This window comes from Salipiger bermudensis (genome assembly GCF_017309175.1).
Taxonomy (GTDB): Bacteria; Pseudomonadota; Alphaproteobacteria; order Rhodobacterales; family Rhodobacteraceae; genus Salipiger; species Salipiger bermudensis.
Genome location: NZ_JAEKJV010000014.1, coordinates 92,888 through 109,429 on the forward strand (window position 1 = coordinate 92,888; position 16,542 = coordinate 109,429).

Genomic DNA, 16,542 nt, shown 5'->3' on the forward strand with positions numbered 1-16,542 from the left:
CATGCTCGACGTGTTCAAACATTCCTGGGCCCTGCTTCTGGGGATGTTGCTGCTGATGCTGGGCAACGGCCTGCAGGGCTCGCTTCTTGGTGTGCGCGGCAGCGGCGAGGGCTTCTCGGCGTTCTCTATGTCGGTGGTCATGTCGGCCTATTTCGCCGGCTTCCTGATCGCGTCGATGGTGACGCCGGGGATGATCCGCCGCGTCGGGCACGTCCGGGTCTTCGCCGCGCTGGGCTCGTTCATCTCGGCGGTGCTGATCCTCTACCCGTCCTTCCCGCATCCCGCGGCCTGGACCATCGAGCGCATGATCATCGGGTTCTGCTATTGCGGAGTCTACGTCACCGCCGAAAGCTGGCTCAACAACTCGACCTCGAATGACAGCCGCGGGCAGGCGCTCTCGGCCTACATGATGGTGCAGATGCTGGGCATCATCGCGGCGCAGGCGATGCTGCTGGTGCCGGACCCCTCGGGCTTCCTGCTCTTCGTCATTCCCTCGGTGCTGGTTTCCATCGCGTTTGCGCCGATTCTGCTCTCGGTCAGCCCGACCCCTGCCTTCGCGACCACCAAGCGGATGAGCCTTCGTGAGCTCTACGGCGTGTCTCCGCTGGGCTTTGTCGGCATCTTCCTGCTGGGCGGCGTGTTTGCCGCGCAGTTCGGCATGGCGGCGGTGTTCGCCGCCGAGGCCGGGCTGCGGCTGAGCCAGATCTCGATGTTCGTGGCCTCGTTCTATGTCGGGGCGCTGGTCACGCAATATCCGCTGGGCTGGCTCTCGGACCGGATGGACCGCCGCCGTCTGGTCGCCATCGTGGCGTTGCTGGGCGGTGTCGCCGCGGTGTTCGCGACCGCAATGACCGGCCAGTTCATGGTGCTTCTGGGCGCGGCATTCGTGATCGGCGGGGCGTCCAACCCGCTCTATTCGCTGCTGATTGCCTACACCAACGACTATCTCGACCATGACGACATGGCGGCGGCCTCGGCCGGCCTTCTCTTCGTCAACGGGGTGGGCGCCATCGCCGGCCCGATCATCACCGGTTACGCCATGCAGGTCTTTGGGCCCGGGGCTTACTTTGCCCTGATCGCGGTGCTGTTGTTGAGCCTCACCTCCTATGCCTTCTTCCGCATGACCGTGCGTGCGGCGCCCTCGGTGGACGACACCAGTGCCTACACCGCAGTGTCGCCAAGCTCGTCTCCGGTGGCCGTCGCGGTGGCGCAGGAACTGGCGATCGAGACCGCCGAGGCCGAGGCTGAAGCCGAAGCCGAGGCTCTGCGCGAGGCCTCCTGAGGGGCCTTGCACTGCCGGAATGTCGTAATTGACAGAATATTTTACTTTTGCTCCGTTCGAAGTGGAATGTAACCTCTACATGACGCTCGAACAGGGGCGAGGCGAGAAGGAGCATGTGGCCATGAAGGGGCCCGAGGAGATACTGACATTCTGGCTCGACGAGGTCGGAGAAGAGCGCTGGTATGCGCAGGACGAGGCGCTTGACGCCCGCGTGCGCGACCAGTTCGAAGAGACCTGGGAGGCGGCGATGGAGGGCCGGTTCGGCCTGTGGCTGACCTACCCGAGCGGGGCACTGGCCTATATCGTGCTGCTCGACCAGTTCCCGCGCAACATGTTCCGGGGCGACGGACGCGCCTTCGCCTCCGACGAGATCGCGATGGCGGCGGCGAAGCAGGCGATCTGGCGCGGCTGGGATCTCAAGATCGACGAGCCGGCGCGGCAGTTCTTCTACCTGCCGCTGATGCATTCCGAGAACCTGTGCGATCAGGACCGCTGCATCCGCCTGATGAAGGAGCGCATGCCCGAGACCGGGGCCTCGAACCTGCTTCACGCCCGTGCCCATCGCGAGGTGATCCGCGATTTCGGCCGCTTCCCGACCCGCAATGCGGCGCTCGAGCGCGCCTCGACCGCGGCAGAGAAGGCCTATGTCGAGGCGGGCGGCTACGGTACGACCATCCGTAAGCTGCAGGCCGAGGCGGCCTGATCCACTGCGCTGTTAGCGGCCGACAATCAAGGCTTTTCATTTCGGCAGGGCCCGTGCGAAGGTGATCGCACGGGCCCTTTCGCTTTGCCCTTTCCGGGGCAAAGTCGGGGCGAGGGAGAGGAAACCCGCCGCCCGAGATTGCTTTGCGTTGAAGCATTCCGGGAAATGGTTTAATGCCAAACTAATTTGACACGGACGGAGAGAGCCATGGCTTCGCAAAGCTTCGACATGATCGTGATTGGCGCGGGACCGGGCGGCTATGTCGCCGCGATCCGCGGCGCCCAGCTCGGGCTCAAGGTGGCCTGCGTGGAGCGCGAGCATATGGGGGGCATCTGCCTCAACTGGGGCTGTATCCCGACGAAGGCGCTGCTGCGGTCTTCCGAGATCTTCCACTACATGCACCGCGCCAAGGAATACGGCCTTTCGGCCGAGAAGATCGGCTTCGATCTCGACGCGGTGGTCAAGCGCTCGCGCGGCGTGGCCAAGCAGCTCAACTCGGGCGTCACCCATCTTCTGAAGAAGAACAAGGTGACCTCGATCATGGGCGACGCCACGATTACCGCCAAGGGCAAGGTCTCGGTCAAGACCGAGAAGGGCACCGAGGAGCTTACCGCCAAGAATATCGTCGTGGCCACCGGCGCGCGAGCGCGCGAGCTGCCCGGCCTCGAGGCGGATGGCGATCTGGTCTGGACCTACAAGGCGGCGCTGCAGCCCAAGCGCATGCCGAAGAAGCTGCTGGTGATCGGCTCGGGCGCCATCGGCATCGAGTTCGCCAGCTTCTACCACACGCTCGGCGCCGACACGACGGTGGTCGAGGTGATGGACCGAATCCTGCCGGTGGAGGACGAGGAAATCTCGAAATTCGCCAAGAAGCAGTTCGAGAAGCAGGGCCTCAAGATCCGCGAGAAGACCATGGTCAAGAAGCTCGACCGTGGCCAGGGCAAGGTCACCGCGCATATCGAGCAGAACGGCAAGACCACGACGGAGGAGTTCGACACGGTGATCTCCGCCGTGGGCATCGTCGGCAATGTCGAGGGGCTGGGGCTCGAGGAGCTGGGCGTGAAGGTCGAGCGCACCCACGTGGTGACCGACAAGCACTGCCGCACCGGCATCGAGGGCGTCTATGCCATCGGCGACGTGGCCGGCGCGCCGTGGCTGGCGCATAAGGCAAGCCACGAGGGCGTCATGGTGGCGGAGTTGATCGCCGGAGGTCATCCGCACGCGGTCGATCCCGACAGCATTGCGGGCTGTACCTATTGCCACCCGCAAGTGGCGAGCGTGGGCCTGACCGAGGCGCAGGCCAAGGAGGCCGGCTACAAGATCAAGGTGGGCCGCTTCCCGTTCATCGGCAACGGCAAGGCGATCGCGCTCGGCGAGCCCGAGGGCATGGTCAAGACCGTGTTCGACGAGAAGACCGGCGCGCTGCTGGGCGCCCACATGGTCGGCGCGGAAGTTACCGAGCTGATCCAGGGTTTCGTGGTGGGCCGCCAGCTCGAGACCACCGAAGAAGACCTGATGAACACGGTCTTCCCGCACCCGACCCTATCGGAGATGATGCACGAGAGCGTGCTCGACGCATGGGGACGGGCGATCCACTACTGATGACGCGGCTGAAGATTTTTCGTACGAAAAATCTTCGCGCATCGCAGGACACCACCGGTCAAGACTTTTCGGACGAAAAGTCTTGGCCTTTTTCGTGCTGTGTCAGCGTCTGGAAAAGAAGGCTTTGACGCGCGGCGCCAGCCAGTCCCAGAGCGCCGGGGCGCCGTGGCGGATCTTCGGGCCCATGCGGGCTTCGAACACGTCGTGGGTGACGTTGTAATCGTCCCAGCTGCCGCCACCGGACGCGAGGTTGAGGTTGGGCGGCTGGAAACGGTCGAGCGACTTGGCGAAGCGGGCGTCCGGCGTCTCGTTGGCCTCGAACTCGTGCCAGAGTGCCAGAAGATCCGCGCCCTGCGCTTGCGGCAGCATCCCGAAGAGCCGTTCCGCCGCTGCGGTTTCCTCGGCGGTTTTCGCCGCTTCATCGACCTCGCCGAAGAATGGCACGTCGCCGGCGTCGATCTCGACCAGGTCGTGGATCAGAAGCATGCGGATCACCCGCTCGACCGAGATGCCTTCGGGCGCGTGCTCACCCAGCACCAAGGCGAAGAGTGCGAGGTGCCAGCTGTGCTCGGCCGAGTTCTCGAACCGGCCGTCATGGTTGCGGGTGGCGCGGGTGATCGCCTTGAGCCGGTCGGCCTCCATCAGGAAGGCCATCTGGGCGTCGAGGCGGGCGGATTCGCTCTGGGATGGAGTCATCAGGCCGGTCTCCGTCGGTCATGGGGGGGATCGACCGGCGGGCCCGTTCAGGCGCCCTTGTCGCGGGCGATCTCGGAGAGCCGGTCGGTGATGAAGCGCCGAGCGCGCTGCTCGGCGAGGCGCACGCGCACAGAGGTGAGGAAGGCCTCCTCGAGCGTCGTCGAGGAGGCGCCGATGACCTTGGCCACTTCCATGTAGAAGCGCTCGTCTCCAGTGGCCTTCATCACCTTGAAGGTGTCTTCGGCCAGCTTGTCGGCAAGCTCCTGGGTCAGGGACATCGGCAGAGCCTCCTCAGCGGGTGCTTTCGGTCAGGCGGCGCTTCACGTAGCCAGTCACACCGTCGATCATGGTCTCCATGTGCGGCTCTTCGAAGAAGTGCCCGGAGCCCTCGATCTCCTCGTGGGTGATGGTGATGCCCTTCTGCTCCTTGAGCTTGCTCACCAGCGACGTGGTGTCAGCGGGCGGTGCCACGCGATCGGCGGTGCCGTTGATGATCAGGCCCGAGGCCGGGCAGGGCGCGAGGAACGAGAAATCGTACATGTTGGCCGGCGGCGAGACCGAGACGAAGCCGGTGATCTCGGGGCGGCGCATCAGCAGCTGCATGCCGATCCAGGCGCCGAAGGAGAAGCCCGCAACCCAGCAGTGCTTGGAGTTGTTGTTCATCGACTGCAGGTAGTCGAGCGCCGAGGCGGCGTCGGACAGCTCGCCTACGCCCTGGTCGTACTCGCCCTGGCTGCGGCCGACGCCGCGGAAGTTGAAGCGCAGCACCGTGAAGCCCATATTGTAGAAGGCGTAGTGCAGGTTGTAGACGACCTTGTTGTTCATCGTCCCGCCGAATTGCGGATGCGGATGCAGCACGATGGCAATCGGCGCGTCGCTTTCCTTCTGCGGGTGGTAGCGGCCTTCAAGACGGCCTTCGGGTCCGGGAAAAATCACCTCGGGCATAGGTGCAATCTGCTCCTCAACACGCACCCGGCTTTCTTGACGAAACTGCTCAGGCACCTTAGAACGGTTCTAACTCCGGAGTGCGCTCCGGGTTGTCTTCGTTTGCAGATATGCAATTGGTCTGGCAAGGTCAATCTTTGCCGGTGTGATGCGGGGTTGGCGCAGGATGCGCGAGACAGACGATAGGGAGGCGGTGGCGTGAAGCTGAGTACCAAGGGGCGCTACGCGATGGTCGCGCTGACCGACATCGCGATGCAGCCGGACGGCGTTCTGGTGACGCTGGGCGATATCTCGAAGCGGCAGGACGTGTCGCTGCCCTATCTCGAGCAGCTCTTCGTCAAGCTGCGCCGGGCGGGGCTGGTCGAGTCGGTGCGCGGCCCGGGTGGCGGCTACCGCCTGGCACGCCCGGCCTCGGAAATCCGCGTGGTCGATATCCTCGGCGCCGTGGACGAGACGGTGGACGCCATGCACAAGGGGGCGGGCGCGTCGGGCGCGACCTCGGGCAGCCGCGCGCAATCGCTGAACAACCGGCTGTGGCAAAGCCTCTCGGCGCATGTCTACGTCTTTCTGCACCAGACGCGGCTGTCGGACGTGGTCGGCAACTCGCTGGCGCCATGCCCGGCGGTGCCCTCGCTGTTTGCGGTGGTCGACGAGGCCTGATCCTGTCGCGTCCGGGGAGGTGAGGGGGCGCTGCCCCCGTCCGCGCGAGCGCGGACTCCCCCGAGGTATTTTTGAACCAGAGAAGACAATGGGCCGGACAAGCGGCCCGGCAAGGAGCTTGACGTGACGCGCGCCTATCTCGATTGGAACGCCACCGCGCCGCTGCGGGCGGAGGCTCGTGCGGCGATGATCGCCGCCATGGACGTGGTGGGCAACCCTTCGTCTGTCCATGCGGAGGGCCGCGCGGCCAAGGGGCTCCTCGAGCGGGCCCGCGGGCAGGTGGCGTCGGCCTTCGGGGCCGACGGGGCGGAGGTGATCTTTGTCTCCGGCGCCACCGAGGCCGCGGCGCTGGCCTGCGCCGGGCGGGGCCTCGTGGGCGCGCCGGTGGAGCATGACGCGGTGGCGGCGTGGATCGATCCGGTGCTGACGGTCGATGGGCGCGGGCAGGTGCAGGTGGACGCGCCCGGGCGCACCGCGCTGCAGGCGGCGAATTCCGAGACCGGAGTGGTGCAGGAGCTGCCGCAGGGGCTCGCGGTGGTGGATGCCACGCAGGTCTTCGGCAAGATCCCCTTTGCCTTCAACTGGGCCGGCTGTACCGCCGCGCTGGTTTCGGCCCACAAGCTGGGCGGACCGAAGGGCATCGGAGCGCTGGTGCTACGGCGTGGCACCGATCTGGAGGCTCAGCTCAGGGGCGGTGGGCAGGAGATGGGCCGGCGCGCGGGCACCGAGAACCTGCTCGGGGTGGCGGGCTTCGGGGCCGCTGCCGAGGCCGCAGCGCTGGATCTCGAGCAGGGCGTCTGGGCGCGGGTCGAGAAACTTAGAAACATTCTAGAGAATGTGATTGCAGATAGCGCGGAAGAGACTATTTTTGTCGGAAATGACGCTCCGCGTCTGCCCAATACATCCTGCTTCGCGATGCCGGGCTGGAAGGGGGAGACGCAGGTGATGCAGATGGACCTTGCGGGCTACGCGGTCAGTGCCGGTTCGGCCTGTTCCAGCGGCAAGCTGCGTCCGAGCCACGTGCTGCAGGCCATGGGCCATGACGAGGAGGCGGCGCGCTGCGCCATCCGCGTCAGCCTCGGGCCGCAGTCGACCGAGGAAGAGGTGCTGGGCTTTGCCGAGGCCTGGCTGAAACAATACCGGCGGCGGACCGGCTGAGCGCCGCGAAAGTGGCGCTCCGGGCTGCAGGAGGGGGCGAGGGTCCCTATATGTGCCGCAAGGGCCGGAGGAGGCCGCGCTGAGACGCGCAGGGATTAGACCGCGCCGCGGGGCGTAGGGATTTAACCGCGCCCTCGGGCGCGAGACGAGAACAGGCGGCGCCCGCAGCGCCAGTGGAAGCACGAGACGCGCGCATGTCGCGCGATGACAGGAGAGAACGCATGGCAGCCTTTGACAACGTGACGGTCAAGGAAGGTGTCGAGAAGGAGACCGTGGACGCGGTCGAAGCCGTCTCGACCTACAAGTACGGCTGGGAAACCGAGATCGAGATGGAATACGCCCCGATGGGCCTCGACGAGGACATCGTGCGGTTGATCTCGAGCAAGAACGGCGAGCCGGAATGGATGACCGAATGGCGCCTCGAGGCCTATCGGCGCTGGCTGACCAAGAAAGAGCCCGACTGGGCGATGGTTGAGTATCCGGAAATCGACTTCCAGAAGCAGTATTACTACGCCCGCCCCAAGAGCATGGAGACCAAGCCCAAGTCGCTGGACGAGGTCGATCCGAAGCTGCTGGCGACCTATGAGAAGCTTGGCATCCCGCTCAAGGAGCAGATGGTTCTGGCCGGGGTGGAGGGCGCCGAGGATGCCCCCGCGGATGCCAACGCCCCCGAGCGAAAGGTGGCCGTCGATGCCGTCTTCGACAGCGTCTCGGTGGGCACCACCTTCCAGAAGGAGCTCGAGAAGGCCGGCGTGATCTTCTGCTCGATCTCCGAGGCGATCGAAAAGCACCCGGAGCTGGTGAAGAAGTATCTCGGCTCGGTCGTTCCGGTGTCGGACAACTTCTATGCCACGCTCAACAGCGCCGTATTCTCGGATGGCTCCTTCGTCTACGTGCCGCCGGGCGTGCGCTGCCCGATGGAACTGTCGACCTATTTCCGCATCAACGCCGAGAACACCGGCCAGTTCGAACGCACGCTGATCATCGCCGATAAGGGCTCTTACGTGAGCTACCTTGAAGGCTGCACCGCGCCCAAGCGCGACACCGCGCAGCTGCACGCGGCCGTGGTCGAGATCATCGTCGAGGAAGACGCCGAGGTGAAATACTCCACGGTGCAGAACTGGTTCCCCGGCGACGAAGAGGGCAAGGGCGGCATCTACAACTTCGTCACCAAGCGCGCGGATTGCCGCGGCGACCGGGCGAAGATCATGTGGACCCAGGTCGAGACCGGCTCGGCGGTGACATGGAAATACCCGTCCTGCATCCTGCGTGGCAACGAGAGCCAGGGCGAGTTCTACTCGATCGCCATCGCCAACAACCACCAGCAGGCCGACACCGGCACCAAGATGATCCACCTTGGAAAGGACACCAAGAGCCGGATCGTCTCGAAGGGCATCTCGGCCGGCGTGGCGCAGAACACCTATCGCGGTCTCGTCTCGATGCACCCCAAGGCCAAGAACTCGCGCAACTACACCCAGTGCGACAGCTTGCTCATCGGCGACAAGTGCGGCGCCCACACGGTTCCGTATATCGAGGTGAAGAACAACTCCTCGCGCTGCGAGCACGAGGCGACGACCTCGAAGGTCGATGACGACCAGCTGTTCTACTGCCGCCAGCGCGGCATGGACGAGGAAGAGGCCGTGGCTCTCGTGGTGAACGGCTTCTGCAAGGAAGTGCTGCAGGCGCTGCCGATGGAGTTTGCCATGGAAGCGCAGGCGCTGGTCGCCATCTCGCTCGAAGGCTCGGTGGGCTGACGCACGGCACGGGTGGGCGGCAAGCCCACCCCCTCGGGAGAGACCGGACATGATCCAGCAACTTGCCATCCAGTCGCTCGGCACCGGCATTGGCGTCTTCCTCGGCGTGCTGATCGGGCTTGGCATCCGCAAGCGCAAGGGCAAGACAGAGGGGCTGCTTGGCGGCTCGGTCCTGCTCACCGCAAGCGCGGCGGCGGGGCTCGCCATGCTTGTCATGATGACGATGAAGTACTTTACCGCCGTCTGAGGTTCGCCCCGTAAGGGGTTGGAGAGAAAAGATGATCGTGACCACGACCAACAGCATCGAGGGCAATCGCACCACCGCCTACAAGGGCATGGTGGTCGGCAACTCGATGCTCATGGTCTCGGCCTCCGGCACGGCGGTGCTGATCGAGTGACCGGAGCCGCGCCCATAACGCGCCCGGAGCTCACGATGCCCGAGGCCGAGTCCGCGCTGCTGCGCGAGACCTATGGCCGGGCCGGGGTGATCCTGGAATACGGCACCGGCGGCTCGACCGTGGTGGCCTCGGAACTGCCGGGGCGCACCGTCTTCGCGGTCGAGAGTGACCGGGACTGGGCGCAGATGATGCGCGGCTGGTTCGATCAGAACCCGCCCGCCGAGGGCTCCCAGGTCGACGTGATCTGGTCCGATATCGGTGCCACCAAGGAGTGGGGCCACCCGGTCGACGACGGCGAGTGGCGGCGCTGGCCGCGCTATCCGCTCGAGGTCTGGGAGTTGCCCGAGTTCCGTCAGCCCGACGTGGTGCTGGTGGACGGGCGCTTTCGCGAGGGCTGCGCGCTGGCGGCGACCTTCCTTGCCGAGAAACCGCTGACGCTGCTCTTCGACGATTACGCGCAGCGCAAGCAATACCACAAGGTCGAGGAGTTCCTCGGCCAACCCGAAATGACCGGCCGCATGGCCCGGTTCTAGATCACCCCGCAGCCGGTCCCGGCGAAGCGCCTGCTGCGGATCATGCAATTGACGATGCGGCCCTGAGGCCGGAAAGAGGAAGATCGGCCCGCGGCCGACAGGAGAAAAACATGCTGGAAATCAAAAACCTGCAAGTGAAACTTGAAGAAGAGGACAAGCAGATCCTCAAGGGCGTCGACCTCACCGTCGAGGCCGGCAAGGTGCACGCGATCATGGGCCCGAACGGCTCGGGAAAATCGACCCTGTCCTACGTGCTCTCGGGCAAGGACGGCTACGAGGTCACCGACGGGTCTGCCGAGCTGCTCGGCGAGGACCTGCTCGACATGGACGCCGAAGAGCGCGCCGCGGCAGGCCTGTTCCTGGCCTTCCAGTACCCGGTGGAGATCCCCGGCGTCGGCAACATGACCTTCCTGCGCACCGCGGTGAACAGCCAGCGCAAGGCGCGCGGTGAGGAAGAGATGAGCTCGACCGAGTTCCTCAAGGTCGTGCGCGAGAAGGCCAAGAGCCTCAAGATCGACGCCGAGATGCTGAAGCGCCCGGTCAATGTGGGCTTCTCCGGCGGTGAGAAGAAGCGCAACGAGATCCTGCAGATGGCGATGCTCGAGCCCAAGCTCTGCATTCTCGACGAGACCGACTCCGGCCTCGACGTGGACGCAATGAAACTGGTGGCCGATGGCGTCAACGCGCTGCGTGACGAAGGCCGCGGCTTCCTCGTGATCACCCACTACCAGCGCCTTCTCGACCACATCAAGCCGGACGTGGTGCACATCATGCACGATGGCCGCATCATCAAGACCGGCGGCCCCGAGCTGGCCCTCGAGGTCGAGAACGAAGGCTATGCCCACCTGATCGAAGAGGAGGCGTAAATGGCTCTTCCGCAACCGAAACTGGACGCGACCGAGGCGCGCATCGCCGCGCTCGAGCTGCCCGAGGGCGGCTGGTCGGCCCCGGCGCGCAAGGACGCGCTGGCCCGTCTGCGCGCCATGGGGCTGCCCCACGCGCGTGACGAGTACTGGAAATACACCCGTCCCGAGACGCTGGTCAGCGCCGAGGCGCCCAAGGCCTCCGTGTTCGAGGCCGATGAGGCGCCGATCTTCGGTGAGCGCGACCGTCTGAAGATCGTCTTCGTGGACGGCGTGTTCGATGTCGAGGCCTCGGACGAGCTGGCGCTCGAGGGGGTCGAGATCGCCCGCCTTGCGGATGCGACCGACATCCACTGGGCCAAGGATCTCTACGGCACGCTGGAAGCCAACGGCCAGACTCCGGTGGAGCGCCCTCTGGCGGCGCTCAACACCGCCTTCGCCACCGACGGCATCCTGATGCGCGTCACCGGCAAGGTGTCGAAGCCGATCAACCTGATCTATCATCACAAGTCGGACAGCTCCGATGCGATCCTGCACCACGTGGTCAAGGTCGAGGAGGGTGGCGACGTCACGATCCTCGAGAACGGCCCGGCGGCGGCACGGTTCAACAAGGTGATGGAAGTGGACGTGGCGGACCGGTCGGGCTTCCATCACGTGCGCACGCAGGGCCGGGATCACGAGCGCCGCGCGGCGACGCACATCTTCGGCCGTCTGGGCACCGAGAGCACCTTCAAAACCTTCACCCTCACGGTGAACGGCGTGATGACCCGCAACGAGTGCGTGCTCGAGCTCAACGGCGACGATGCCGTGGCTCATGTCGCGGGCGCCTGCATGGGCGATGGCGATTTCCATCACGACGACACGGTGTTCATCACCCATGACGCGGTGAACTGCGAAAGCCGCCAGGTGTTCAAGAAGGTGCTGCGCAACGGCGCCACCGGCGTGTTCCAGGGCAAGATCCTCGTCAAGCCGGACGCCCAGAAGACCGACGGCTACCAGATCTCGCAGTCGCTGCTGCTCGACGATGACAGCCAGTTCCTCGCCAAGCCCGAGCTCGAGATCTACGCCGACGACGTGGCCTGCTCGCACGGCTCCACCTCCGGTGCGATCGACGAGGACGGCCTGTTCTACCTGCGCGCCCGCGGCCTGCCGCGCGGCATCGCCGAGGACCTGCTGACCATCGCCTTCATCGCGGAAGCGGTGCAGGAGGTTGAGGACGAGGGCCTGCAGGAAGAGATCGTCGAGCGCGTCGAAGCCTGGCTGCTGCGGCGCCGCGGCTGATGTCGCTCTCGCGCGAAATCCTGGCCACCTACCGGGGGCCGGGCAAGGTCGTCGCGCGGCTCCTCTCGCAGGGGCCGCGCGAAGACCGTGCGCTGATGCTCGTCATGGCGGCCTGCGCGTTGTTCTTCATCGCGCAGATGCCGGCCCTGTCACGGCAGGCGCATTTGGAAGAAACGGAGCTGAATCCGCTTTTGGGTGGAGCGCTTCTGGCGTGGCTCGTGCTGGCGCCGCTGCTGTTCTACTTCGTCGCCTTTCTGAGCCACCTCGTCGCCAAGCTGTTCGGCGGCAAGGGCAGCGCTTATGGTGCGCGGCTGGCGCTGTTCTGGGCGCTTCTCGCGGCGACGCCTCTGGTGCTTCTGAACGGGCTCGTGGCCGGGCTGATGGGGCCGGGGCTGCAGCTCACGCTCGTGGGGCTGGTCTGGTTCGCAGTGTTCCTGTGGTTCTGGCTCTCTGGGCTTGCCGCCGCGCAGAAGGCGGTTCAAGCATGACCCCGGCCGGGTTCGTCCGCCTGGCGTGGCAGACCGTCACCGCCCCGCGCGAGGTGGCGCAGCTGCTCATCGCAGCAAGGCTCAGCCACGAGGCGATCCTGACCGCGATGGCGTTGGTCGTGGCACTCAACGCGCTGGTCATGGGCATCCTGCAGGTCTCGATGGGGGCCGGCGCGCTGCCCTTCGTGATGAGCCCGGTGCTCTTCGGCGCGCTGCTCGCGGCGATGCTGGTGGTGTCGGTCATGGTGCTGACCGGCGTCGGCCGGATGCTGGGCGGTACCGCCCGGGCCGAGGATCTGGCCGTCCTGCTGGCCTGGCTGCAGGCGGTGCGCATTCTCTGGCAGGTCATCGTCGCCGTCGCGGCGCTTCTGACCCCGGCGCTGGCCTCGATCCTCGCGGTGCTTGGCTTCCTCGCCGGCATCTACATTTTCCTGAATTTTCTCGACGTGGCTCATGGCTTCGGAAACCTGCTGCGGGCGCTCGCCGTGCTCGTGATCGGCGGGCTTGTCCTTGTCATGGCGATGAGCCTGCTCGTATCCCTGATGGGCATAAGCCCCAACGCGATGGCGATCTGATGTATGACGTGACCGAAATCCGCAAAGACTTCCCGATCCTCTCCCGGGAGGTGAACGGCAAGCCGCTGGTCTATCTCGACAACGGCGCCTCGGCGCAGAAGCCGCAGGTGGTGATCGACGCGGTGACCCGCGGCTATGCCGAGGAATACGCCAACGTCCATCGCGGCCTGCACTACCTGTCGAACCTCGCCACCGAGAAATACGAGGGCACGCGCGGCATCATCGCCCGCTTCCTCGGCGCCAAGGACGAGGAGGAGGTGGTGTTCACCTCCGGCACCACCGAGGGCATCAACCTCGTGGCCTATGGCTGGGCCATGCCGCGCTTCGAGCCCGGCGACGAGATCGTGCTGTCGGTGATGGAGCACCACGCCAATATCGTGCCGTGGCACTTTCTGCGCGAGCGGCAGGGCGTGGTGATCAAGTGGGTCGATGTCGACGAGACCGGCACGCTCGATCCGCAGAAGGTGATCGACGCCATCGGCCCGAAGACCAAGCTCGTTGCGATCACCCAGCTGTCGAACGTGCTGGGCACCGTGGTCGACGTGAAGACGATCTGTTCCGCGGCCCGCGAGCGGGGCGTGGCGGTGCTGGTCGACGGCTCGCAGGGCGCCGTGCACATGCCGGTGAATGTCGAAGAGCTCGGCTGCGACTTCTACGCCATCACCGGGCACAAGCTCTACGGTCCCTCGGGCTCTGGCGCGATCTGGATCCGCAAGGAGCGGATGGCCGAGATGCAGCCGTTCATGGGGGGCGGCGACATGATCCGGGAAGTCCACAAGGACGTCGTGACCTATGCCGACCCGCCGATGAAGTTCGAGGCCGGCACGCCCGGCATCGTGCAGCAGATCGGCCTTGGCGTCGCGCTCGAGTACATGATGGACCTCGGGATGGAGAACGTCGCGGCCCACGAGGCGCGCATCGCGGCTTATGCGATGGAGCGGCTCGCCGGTCTCAACTGGCTGCAGGTGCAGGGTCACGCGCCCGGGAAGGCGGCCATCTTCTCGTTCACGCTCGACGGTGCGGCGCACGCGCATGACATCTCGACCATTCTCGACAAGAAGGGCGTCGCGGTGCGCGCCGGCCATCACTGCGCCGGTCCGCTGATGGATCACCTTGGCGTCTCGGCCACCTGCCGCGCCTCGTTTGCGCTCTACAACACCGAGGCCGAGGTCGACACGCTGATCGACGCGCTGGAACTGGCGCACGAGCTTTTTGCCTGAGACGTGACGTTTCCGGTCCGAAACCGACCTGATATGTCGGTTTCGGGCAATCCTTCTGGACACGCCGCGCCCCCCTGATAGCCTCGCCGCACCATCGACAAGCGGGAGAGATGCATGGGGCCGGTCACGGACGCCGACGAGATTTCGCGAATTGCCTTCGGGTTCATGGGGTCACAGGCGCTGTTCACGGCGCTTGATCATGGCCTCTTTACCGTGCTCGCCGAGGGCGCGCTTGATGCAGAGGCGCTGGCAGACCGCACCGGCCTGCATCGCGACCGCGCCGAGACGCTGCTGACCGCGCTGGCAGGGCTGGGGCTGGTGACGGTCTCGGGCGGGCGCTTTGCGAATTCACCGGCCGCCGAGGCCTTTCTGGTGAAGGGCGCGAAATACGATTTCGGCGATTACCTGCGGCTTCAGGTCGGCAAGCAGATGTACGGGCTCATGGGCCAGCTCGGTGACGCGGTCTCGGGGACGCTGGGTGAGGGGGCCACGGCCTCCTACGAGCAATGGTTCTCCGACCCAGAGCAGGCGCGGCTCTATTCCGAGAGCCAGCATGCGGGCTCTCTCGGCCCGGCGCGCCAGCTCGCCAAGCGCATCGACCTGTCCGGGGCGCGCCAGCTGCTCGACGTGGGCGGCGGCACCGGCGCCTTCGCGATCACGCTGTGCAAGGCGTTCCCGGAGCTCTCGGTCACCATCGTGGATTTCCCCAATGTCGCGGCGCTCGGCCGCCGCCATGTCGCCGAGGCGGGATTGTCGGACCGGATCGCGTATGTCGAGGGCAACGCGCTCGAAACCGATTGGCCGGGCGGGCAGGACGTGGTGCTGATGTCCTACCTGTTCTCCGGCGTGCCTGGATCGGCGCATGAGGGGCTGCTCCGCGCCGCCCATGATCGGCTGATGCCGGGCGGGCGGCTGCTGATCCACGATTTCGTGGTCCATGCCGACCGCAGCGGCCCGCCGCTGGCGGCGCTCTGGCAGCTCCAGCACACCGCCTTCACGCCCGAGGCGCGCTCGGTCGATGCCGAGGGGCTGGCGAGGGATCTGGGGGCGGCGGGCTTTGCCGAGGTGACGGTCTCCGAGATGATCCCGCAGATGACGATGCTGGCCGAAGCGCGCCGACCGGAGTGAGTGCAGGAAAGCGGCGCGGAACAAGAATTCCCGATTGCGGGCGGCTTTGCTTTGCACTATCACCCCGGCGCAGGCACCCGTAGCTCAGCTGGATAGAGCGCTGCCCTCCGAAGGCAGAGGCCAAAGGTTCGAATCCTTTCGGGTGCGCCATTTTTCTTTCGGTGTCAGAGTTTCACAGAGTTGGTGCGTGGACACGGTCTGCTCGCCTAGCGGCTTCGTTGCGCCAAGGCTCAGCGAGGGATGTATCTGGTAAATCATCGGTATAGCTGGGAGGCTGTCGCAAGGCCTTTCCGTCGAGCACCCAAATCAAAAACCCGCAGGCCTACAACGGTGCGCTGACGCAACGCGGCGCTCCTGGACCGCCTTGCCCCGGCGCCGGCCGAGATCGACGAGGGGCTCTCGGACCTCTCCGTCTTCTGCCATGCGCCCGAGGGGATCGTGCGGCTCACGACCTTGCACTGGATCGCGTCGACCTTCCTCGCGCAGCGCCTGCCGGTTTTCCTTGCGGCGCATCCGGGGATTACCGTGCAGGTCACCGTCGATGACAAGCTGCAGGACATCGTGGCCGACGGGTTCGACGGCGGGCTGCGCTTTGGCGAGGACGAGGAAAAGGACACGGTCGCCGTCCGCGTCGGACCGCCCCTGCGGGATCTCGTGGTGGCCACACCCGCCTATTGGGACCGCCATGGCCGCTCGATCCATCCCCGGGACCTGAAGCAGCACAGCTGTGTCGCCTATCACAACCTCAGCAGTCGCAGGATCAGCCCGTGGGAGTTCGAGAAGGAGGGGCGTGAGCTGCGGTAGCGGGTCGAGGGCGGGCTGATCTGCAACTCGGTCGACCTCGCGCTGGCGCTCGTGCGCGATGGCAGGACCGTGAGCCTGCGCATGGAAGAGGATGTGGCCGCCGATATCGCCTCAGGAAAGCTGAAAGCGGTGCTGGAGGACTGGACGCCGCCCTTCGACGCTGTCTGTCTTTTTCACCTCAGTCGCCGCCAGACCCCGCCCGCGCTGCGGGCGCTGATTAATTTCTTGAAACGATAGACTTTTGGCGGATCCTCGGCGCCTGAAGAAGCGGATGGCACCGGTGTAAGAGCCAGTGTCTGGCAATCAATGCAGTCCGGGCAATTGACGCGATTCAGCGCCAGGCCCGACGCAAGGGATGCGGTTGCGCGCACGGGCGCCGTCACAAAACCAGACGAGATGGCCCGATCGCGCTGACGACGCGGGGGTCTCAAACTGGCATAGTTTTCGATGCG

Annotated in this window: 16 protein-coding genes, 1 tRNA gene and 2 pseudogenes; 16 read left to right on the forward strand and 3 right to left on the reverse strand. The window is 65.7% G+C overall.

The window, feature by feature from the left end; translation table 11 throughout:
- The first annotated feature begins 1 nt into the window (after position 1).
- The 3 genes from JF542_RS17805 to lpdA all read left to right on the forward strand — a co-directional run bounded on the left by JF542_RS17805 (position 2) and on the right by lpdA (position 3,587).
- Positions 2-1,282 carry an MFS transporter gene (locus tag JF542_RS17805; RefSeq protein WP_207076824.1) on the forward strand — a complete coding sequence of 427 codons (1,281 nt, stop codon included), beginning with the start codon at positions 2-4 and terminating at the stop codon, positions 1,280-1,282.
- A gap of 121 nt (positions 1,283-1,403) precedes the next feature.
- The gene (locus tag JF542_RS17810; RefSeq protein ID WP_040544922.1) at positions 1,404-1,985 is read left to right on the forward strand and encodes a DUF924 family protein; all 582 of its coding nucleotides are present in this window, start codon (positions 1,404-1,406) and stop codon (positions 1,983-1,985) included.
- Positions 1,986-2,192: 207 nt separating this feature from the next.
- Positions 2,193-3,587 (forward strand): dihydrolipoyl dehydrogenase, encoded by a 1,395-nt coding sequence (lpdA, locus tag JF542_RS17815; RefSeq protein ID WP_207076825.1) that lies wholly within the window; start codon positions 2,193-2,195, stop codon positions 3,585-3,587.
- Between the two features lie 102 nt (positions 3,588-3,689).
- Here lpdA and JF542_RS17820 read toward each other — a convergent pair whose 3' ends face one another.
- From JF542_RS17820 to JF542_RS17830, 3 genes are read right to left on the reverse strand one after another with little or no spacing between them, the layout of a single operon-like run.
- Entirely contained in the window at positions 3,690-4,283 is a 594-nt protein-coding gene (locus JF542_RS17820; RefSeq protein WP_007801214.1) for an HD domain-containing protein, read from the reverse strand.
- A 47-nt stretch (positions 4,284-4,330) separates the two neighbouring features.
- The gene (locus tag JF542_RS17825; RefSeq protein ID WP_007801212.1) at positions 4,331-4,561 is read right to left on the reverse strand and encodes a hypothetical protein; all 231 of its coding nucleotides are present in this window, start codon (positions 4,559-4,561) and stop codon (positions 4,331-4,333) included.
- A 13-nt stretch (positions 4,562-4,574) separates the two neighbouring features.
- Positions 4,575-5,228, reverse strand: a complete 654-nt coding sequence (locus tag JF542_RS17830) for an alpha/beta hydrolase (protein ID WP_007801210.1) — start codon at positions 5,226-5,228, stop codon at positions 4,575-4,577.
- A 198-nt stretch (positions 5,229-5,426) separates the two neighbouring features.
- Between JF542_RS17830 and iscR the strand changes: the two genes are divergently transcribed.
- From iscR to JF542_RS24435, 13 genes and pseudogenes are all read left to right on the forward strand, one after another.
- Positions 5,427-5,888, forward strand: a complete 462-nt coding sequence (gene iscR, locus JF542_RS17835; protein ID WP_007801208.1) for a Fe-S cluster assembly transcriptional regulator IscR — start codon at positions 5,427-5,429, stop codon at positions 5,886-5,888.
- A gap of 123 nt (positions 5,889-6,011) precedes the next feature.
- The gene (locus tag JF542_RS17840) at positions 6,012-7,046 is read left to right on the forward strand and encodes an aminotransferase class V-fold PLP-dependent enzyme (RefSeq protein WP_207076826.1); all 1,035 of its coding nucleotides are present in this window, start codon (positions 6,012-6,014) and stop codon (positions 7,044-7,046) included.
- A gap of 221 nt (positions 7,047-7,267) precedes the next feature.
- On the forward strand, positions 7,268-8,800 hold the full coding sequence (sufB, locus tag JF542_RS17845) for a Fe-S cluster assembly protein SufB (RefSeq protein WP_007801204.1): 1,533 nt from the start codon (positions 7,268-7,270) through the stop codon (positions 8,798-8,800).
- Positions 8,801-8,849: 49 nt separating this feature from the next.
- A complete protein-coding gene (locus JF542_RS17850; RefSeq protein WP_007801202.1) occupies positions 8,850-9,047 on the forward strand; it encodes a hypothetical protein in 198 nt (65 codons plus the stop codon).
- A gap of 186 nt (positions 9,048-9,233) precedes the next feature.
- A pseudogene (locus tag JF542_RS17855) lies at positions 9,234-9,797 on the forward strand (hypothetical protein).
- Positions 9,798-9,841: 44 nt separating this feature from the next.
- Positions 9,842-10,597, forward strand: a complete 756-nt coding sequence (gene sufC, locus JF542_RS17860) for a Fe-S cluster assembly ATPase SufC (RefSeq protein WP_007801196.1) — start codon at positions 9,842-9,844, stop codon at positions 10,595-10,597.
- The gene (locus JF542_RS17865) at positions 10,598-11,875 is read left to right on the forward strand and encodes a SufB/SufD family protein (RefSeq protein ID WP_207076827.1); all 1,278 of its coding nucleotides are present in this window, start codon (positions 10,598-10,600) and stop codon (positions 11,873-11,875) included. It abuts the gene before it with no gap.
- Complete coding sequence (locus JF542_RS17870) at positions 11,875-12,363, forward strand: YIP1 family protein (protein WP_207076828.1); 489 nt, start codon at positions 11,875-11,877, stop codon at positions 12,361-12,363. The genes JF542_RS17865 and JF542_RS17870 overlap by 1 nt, the downstream gene beginning before the upstream one ends.
- Positions 12,360-12,938, forward strand: a complete 579-nt coding sequence (locus JF542_RS17875) for a YIP1 family protein (protein ID WP_207076829.1) — start codon at positions 12,360-12,362, stop codon at positions 12,936-12,938. Before JF542_RS17870 ends, JF542_RS17875 begins: the two co-directional genes overlap by 4 nt.
- On the forward strand, positions 12,938-14,158 hold the full coding sequence (locus JF542_RS17880) for a cysteine desulfurase (RefSeq protein WP_207076830.1): 1,221 nt from the start codon (positions 12,938-12,940) through the stop codon (positions 14,156-14,158). Before JF542_RS17875 ends, JF542_RS17880 begins: the two co-directional genes overlap by 1 nt.
- A gap of 114 nt (positions 14,159-14,272) precedes the next feature.
- Complete coding sequence (locus tag JF542_RS17885; protein ID WP_207076831.1) at positions 14,273-15,286, forward strand: methyltransferase; 1,014 nt, start codon at positions 14,273-14,275, stop codon at positions 15,284-15,286.
- Between the two features lie 73 nt (positions 15,287-15,359).
- Positions 15,360-15,436, forward strand: a tRNA-Arg gene (locus JF542_RS17890).
- A 288-nt stretch (positions 15,437-15,724) separates the two neighbouring features.
- A pseudogene (locus JF542_RS24435) lies at positions 15,725-16,327 on the forward strand (LysR substrate-binding domain-containing protein).
- Positions 16,328-16,542 lie beyond the last annotated feature (215 nt).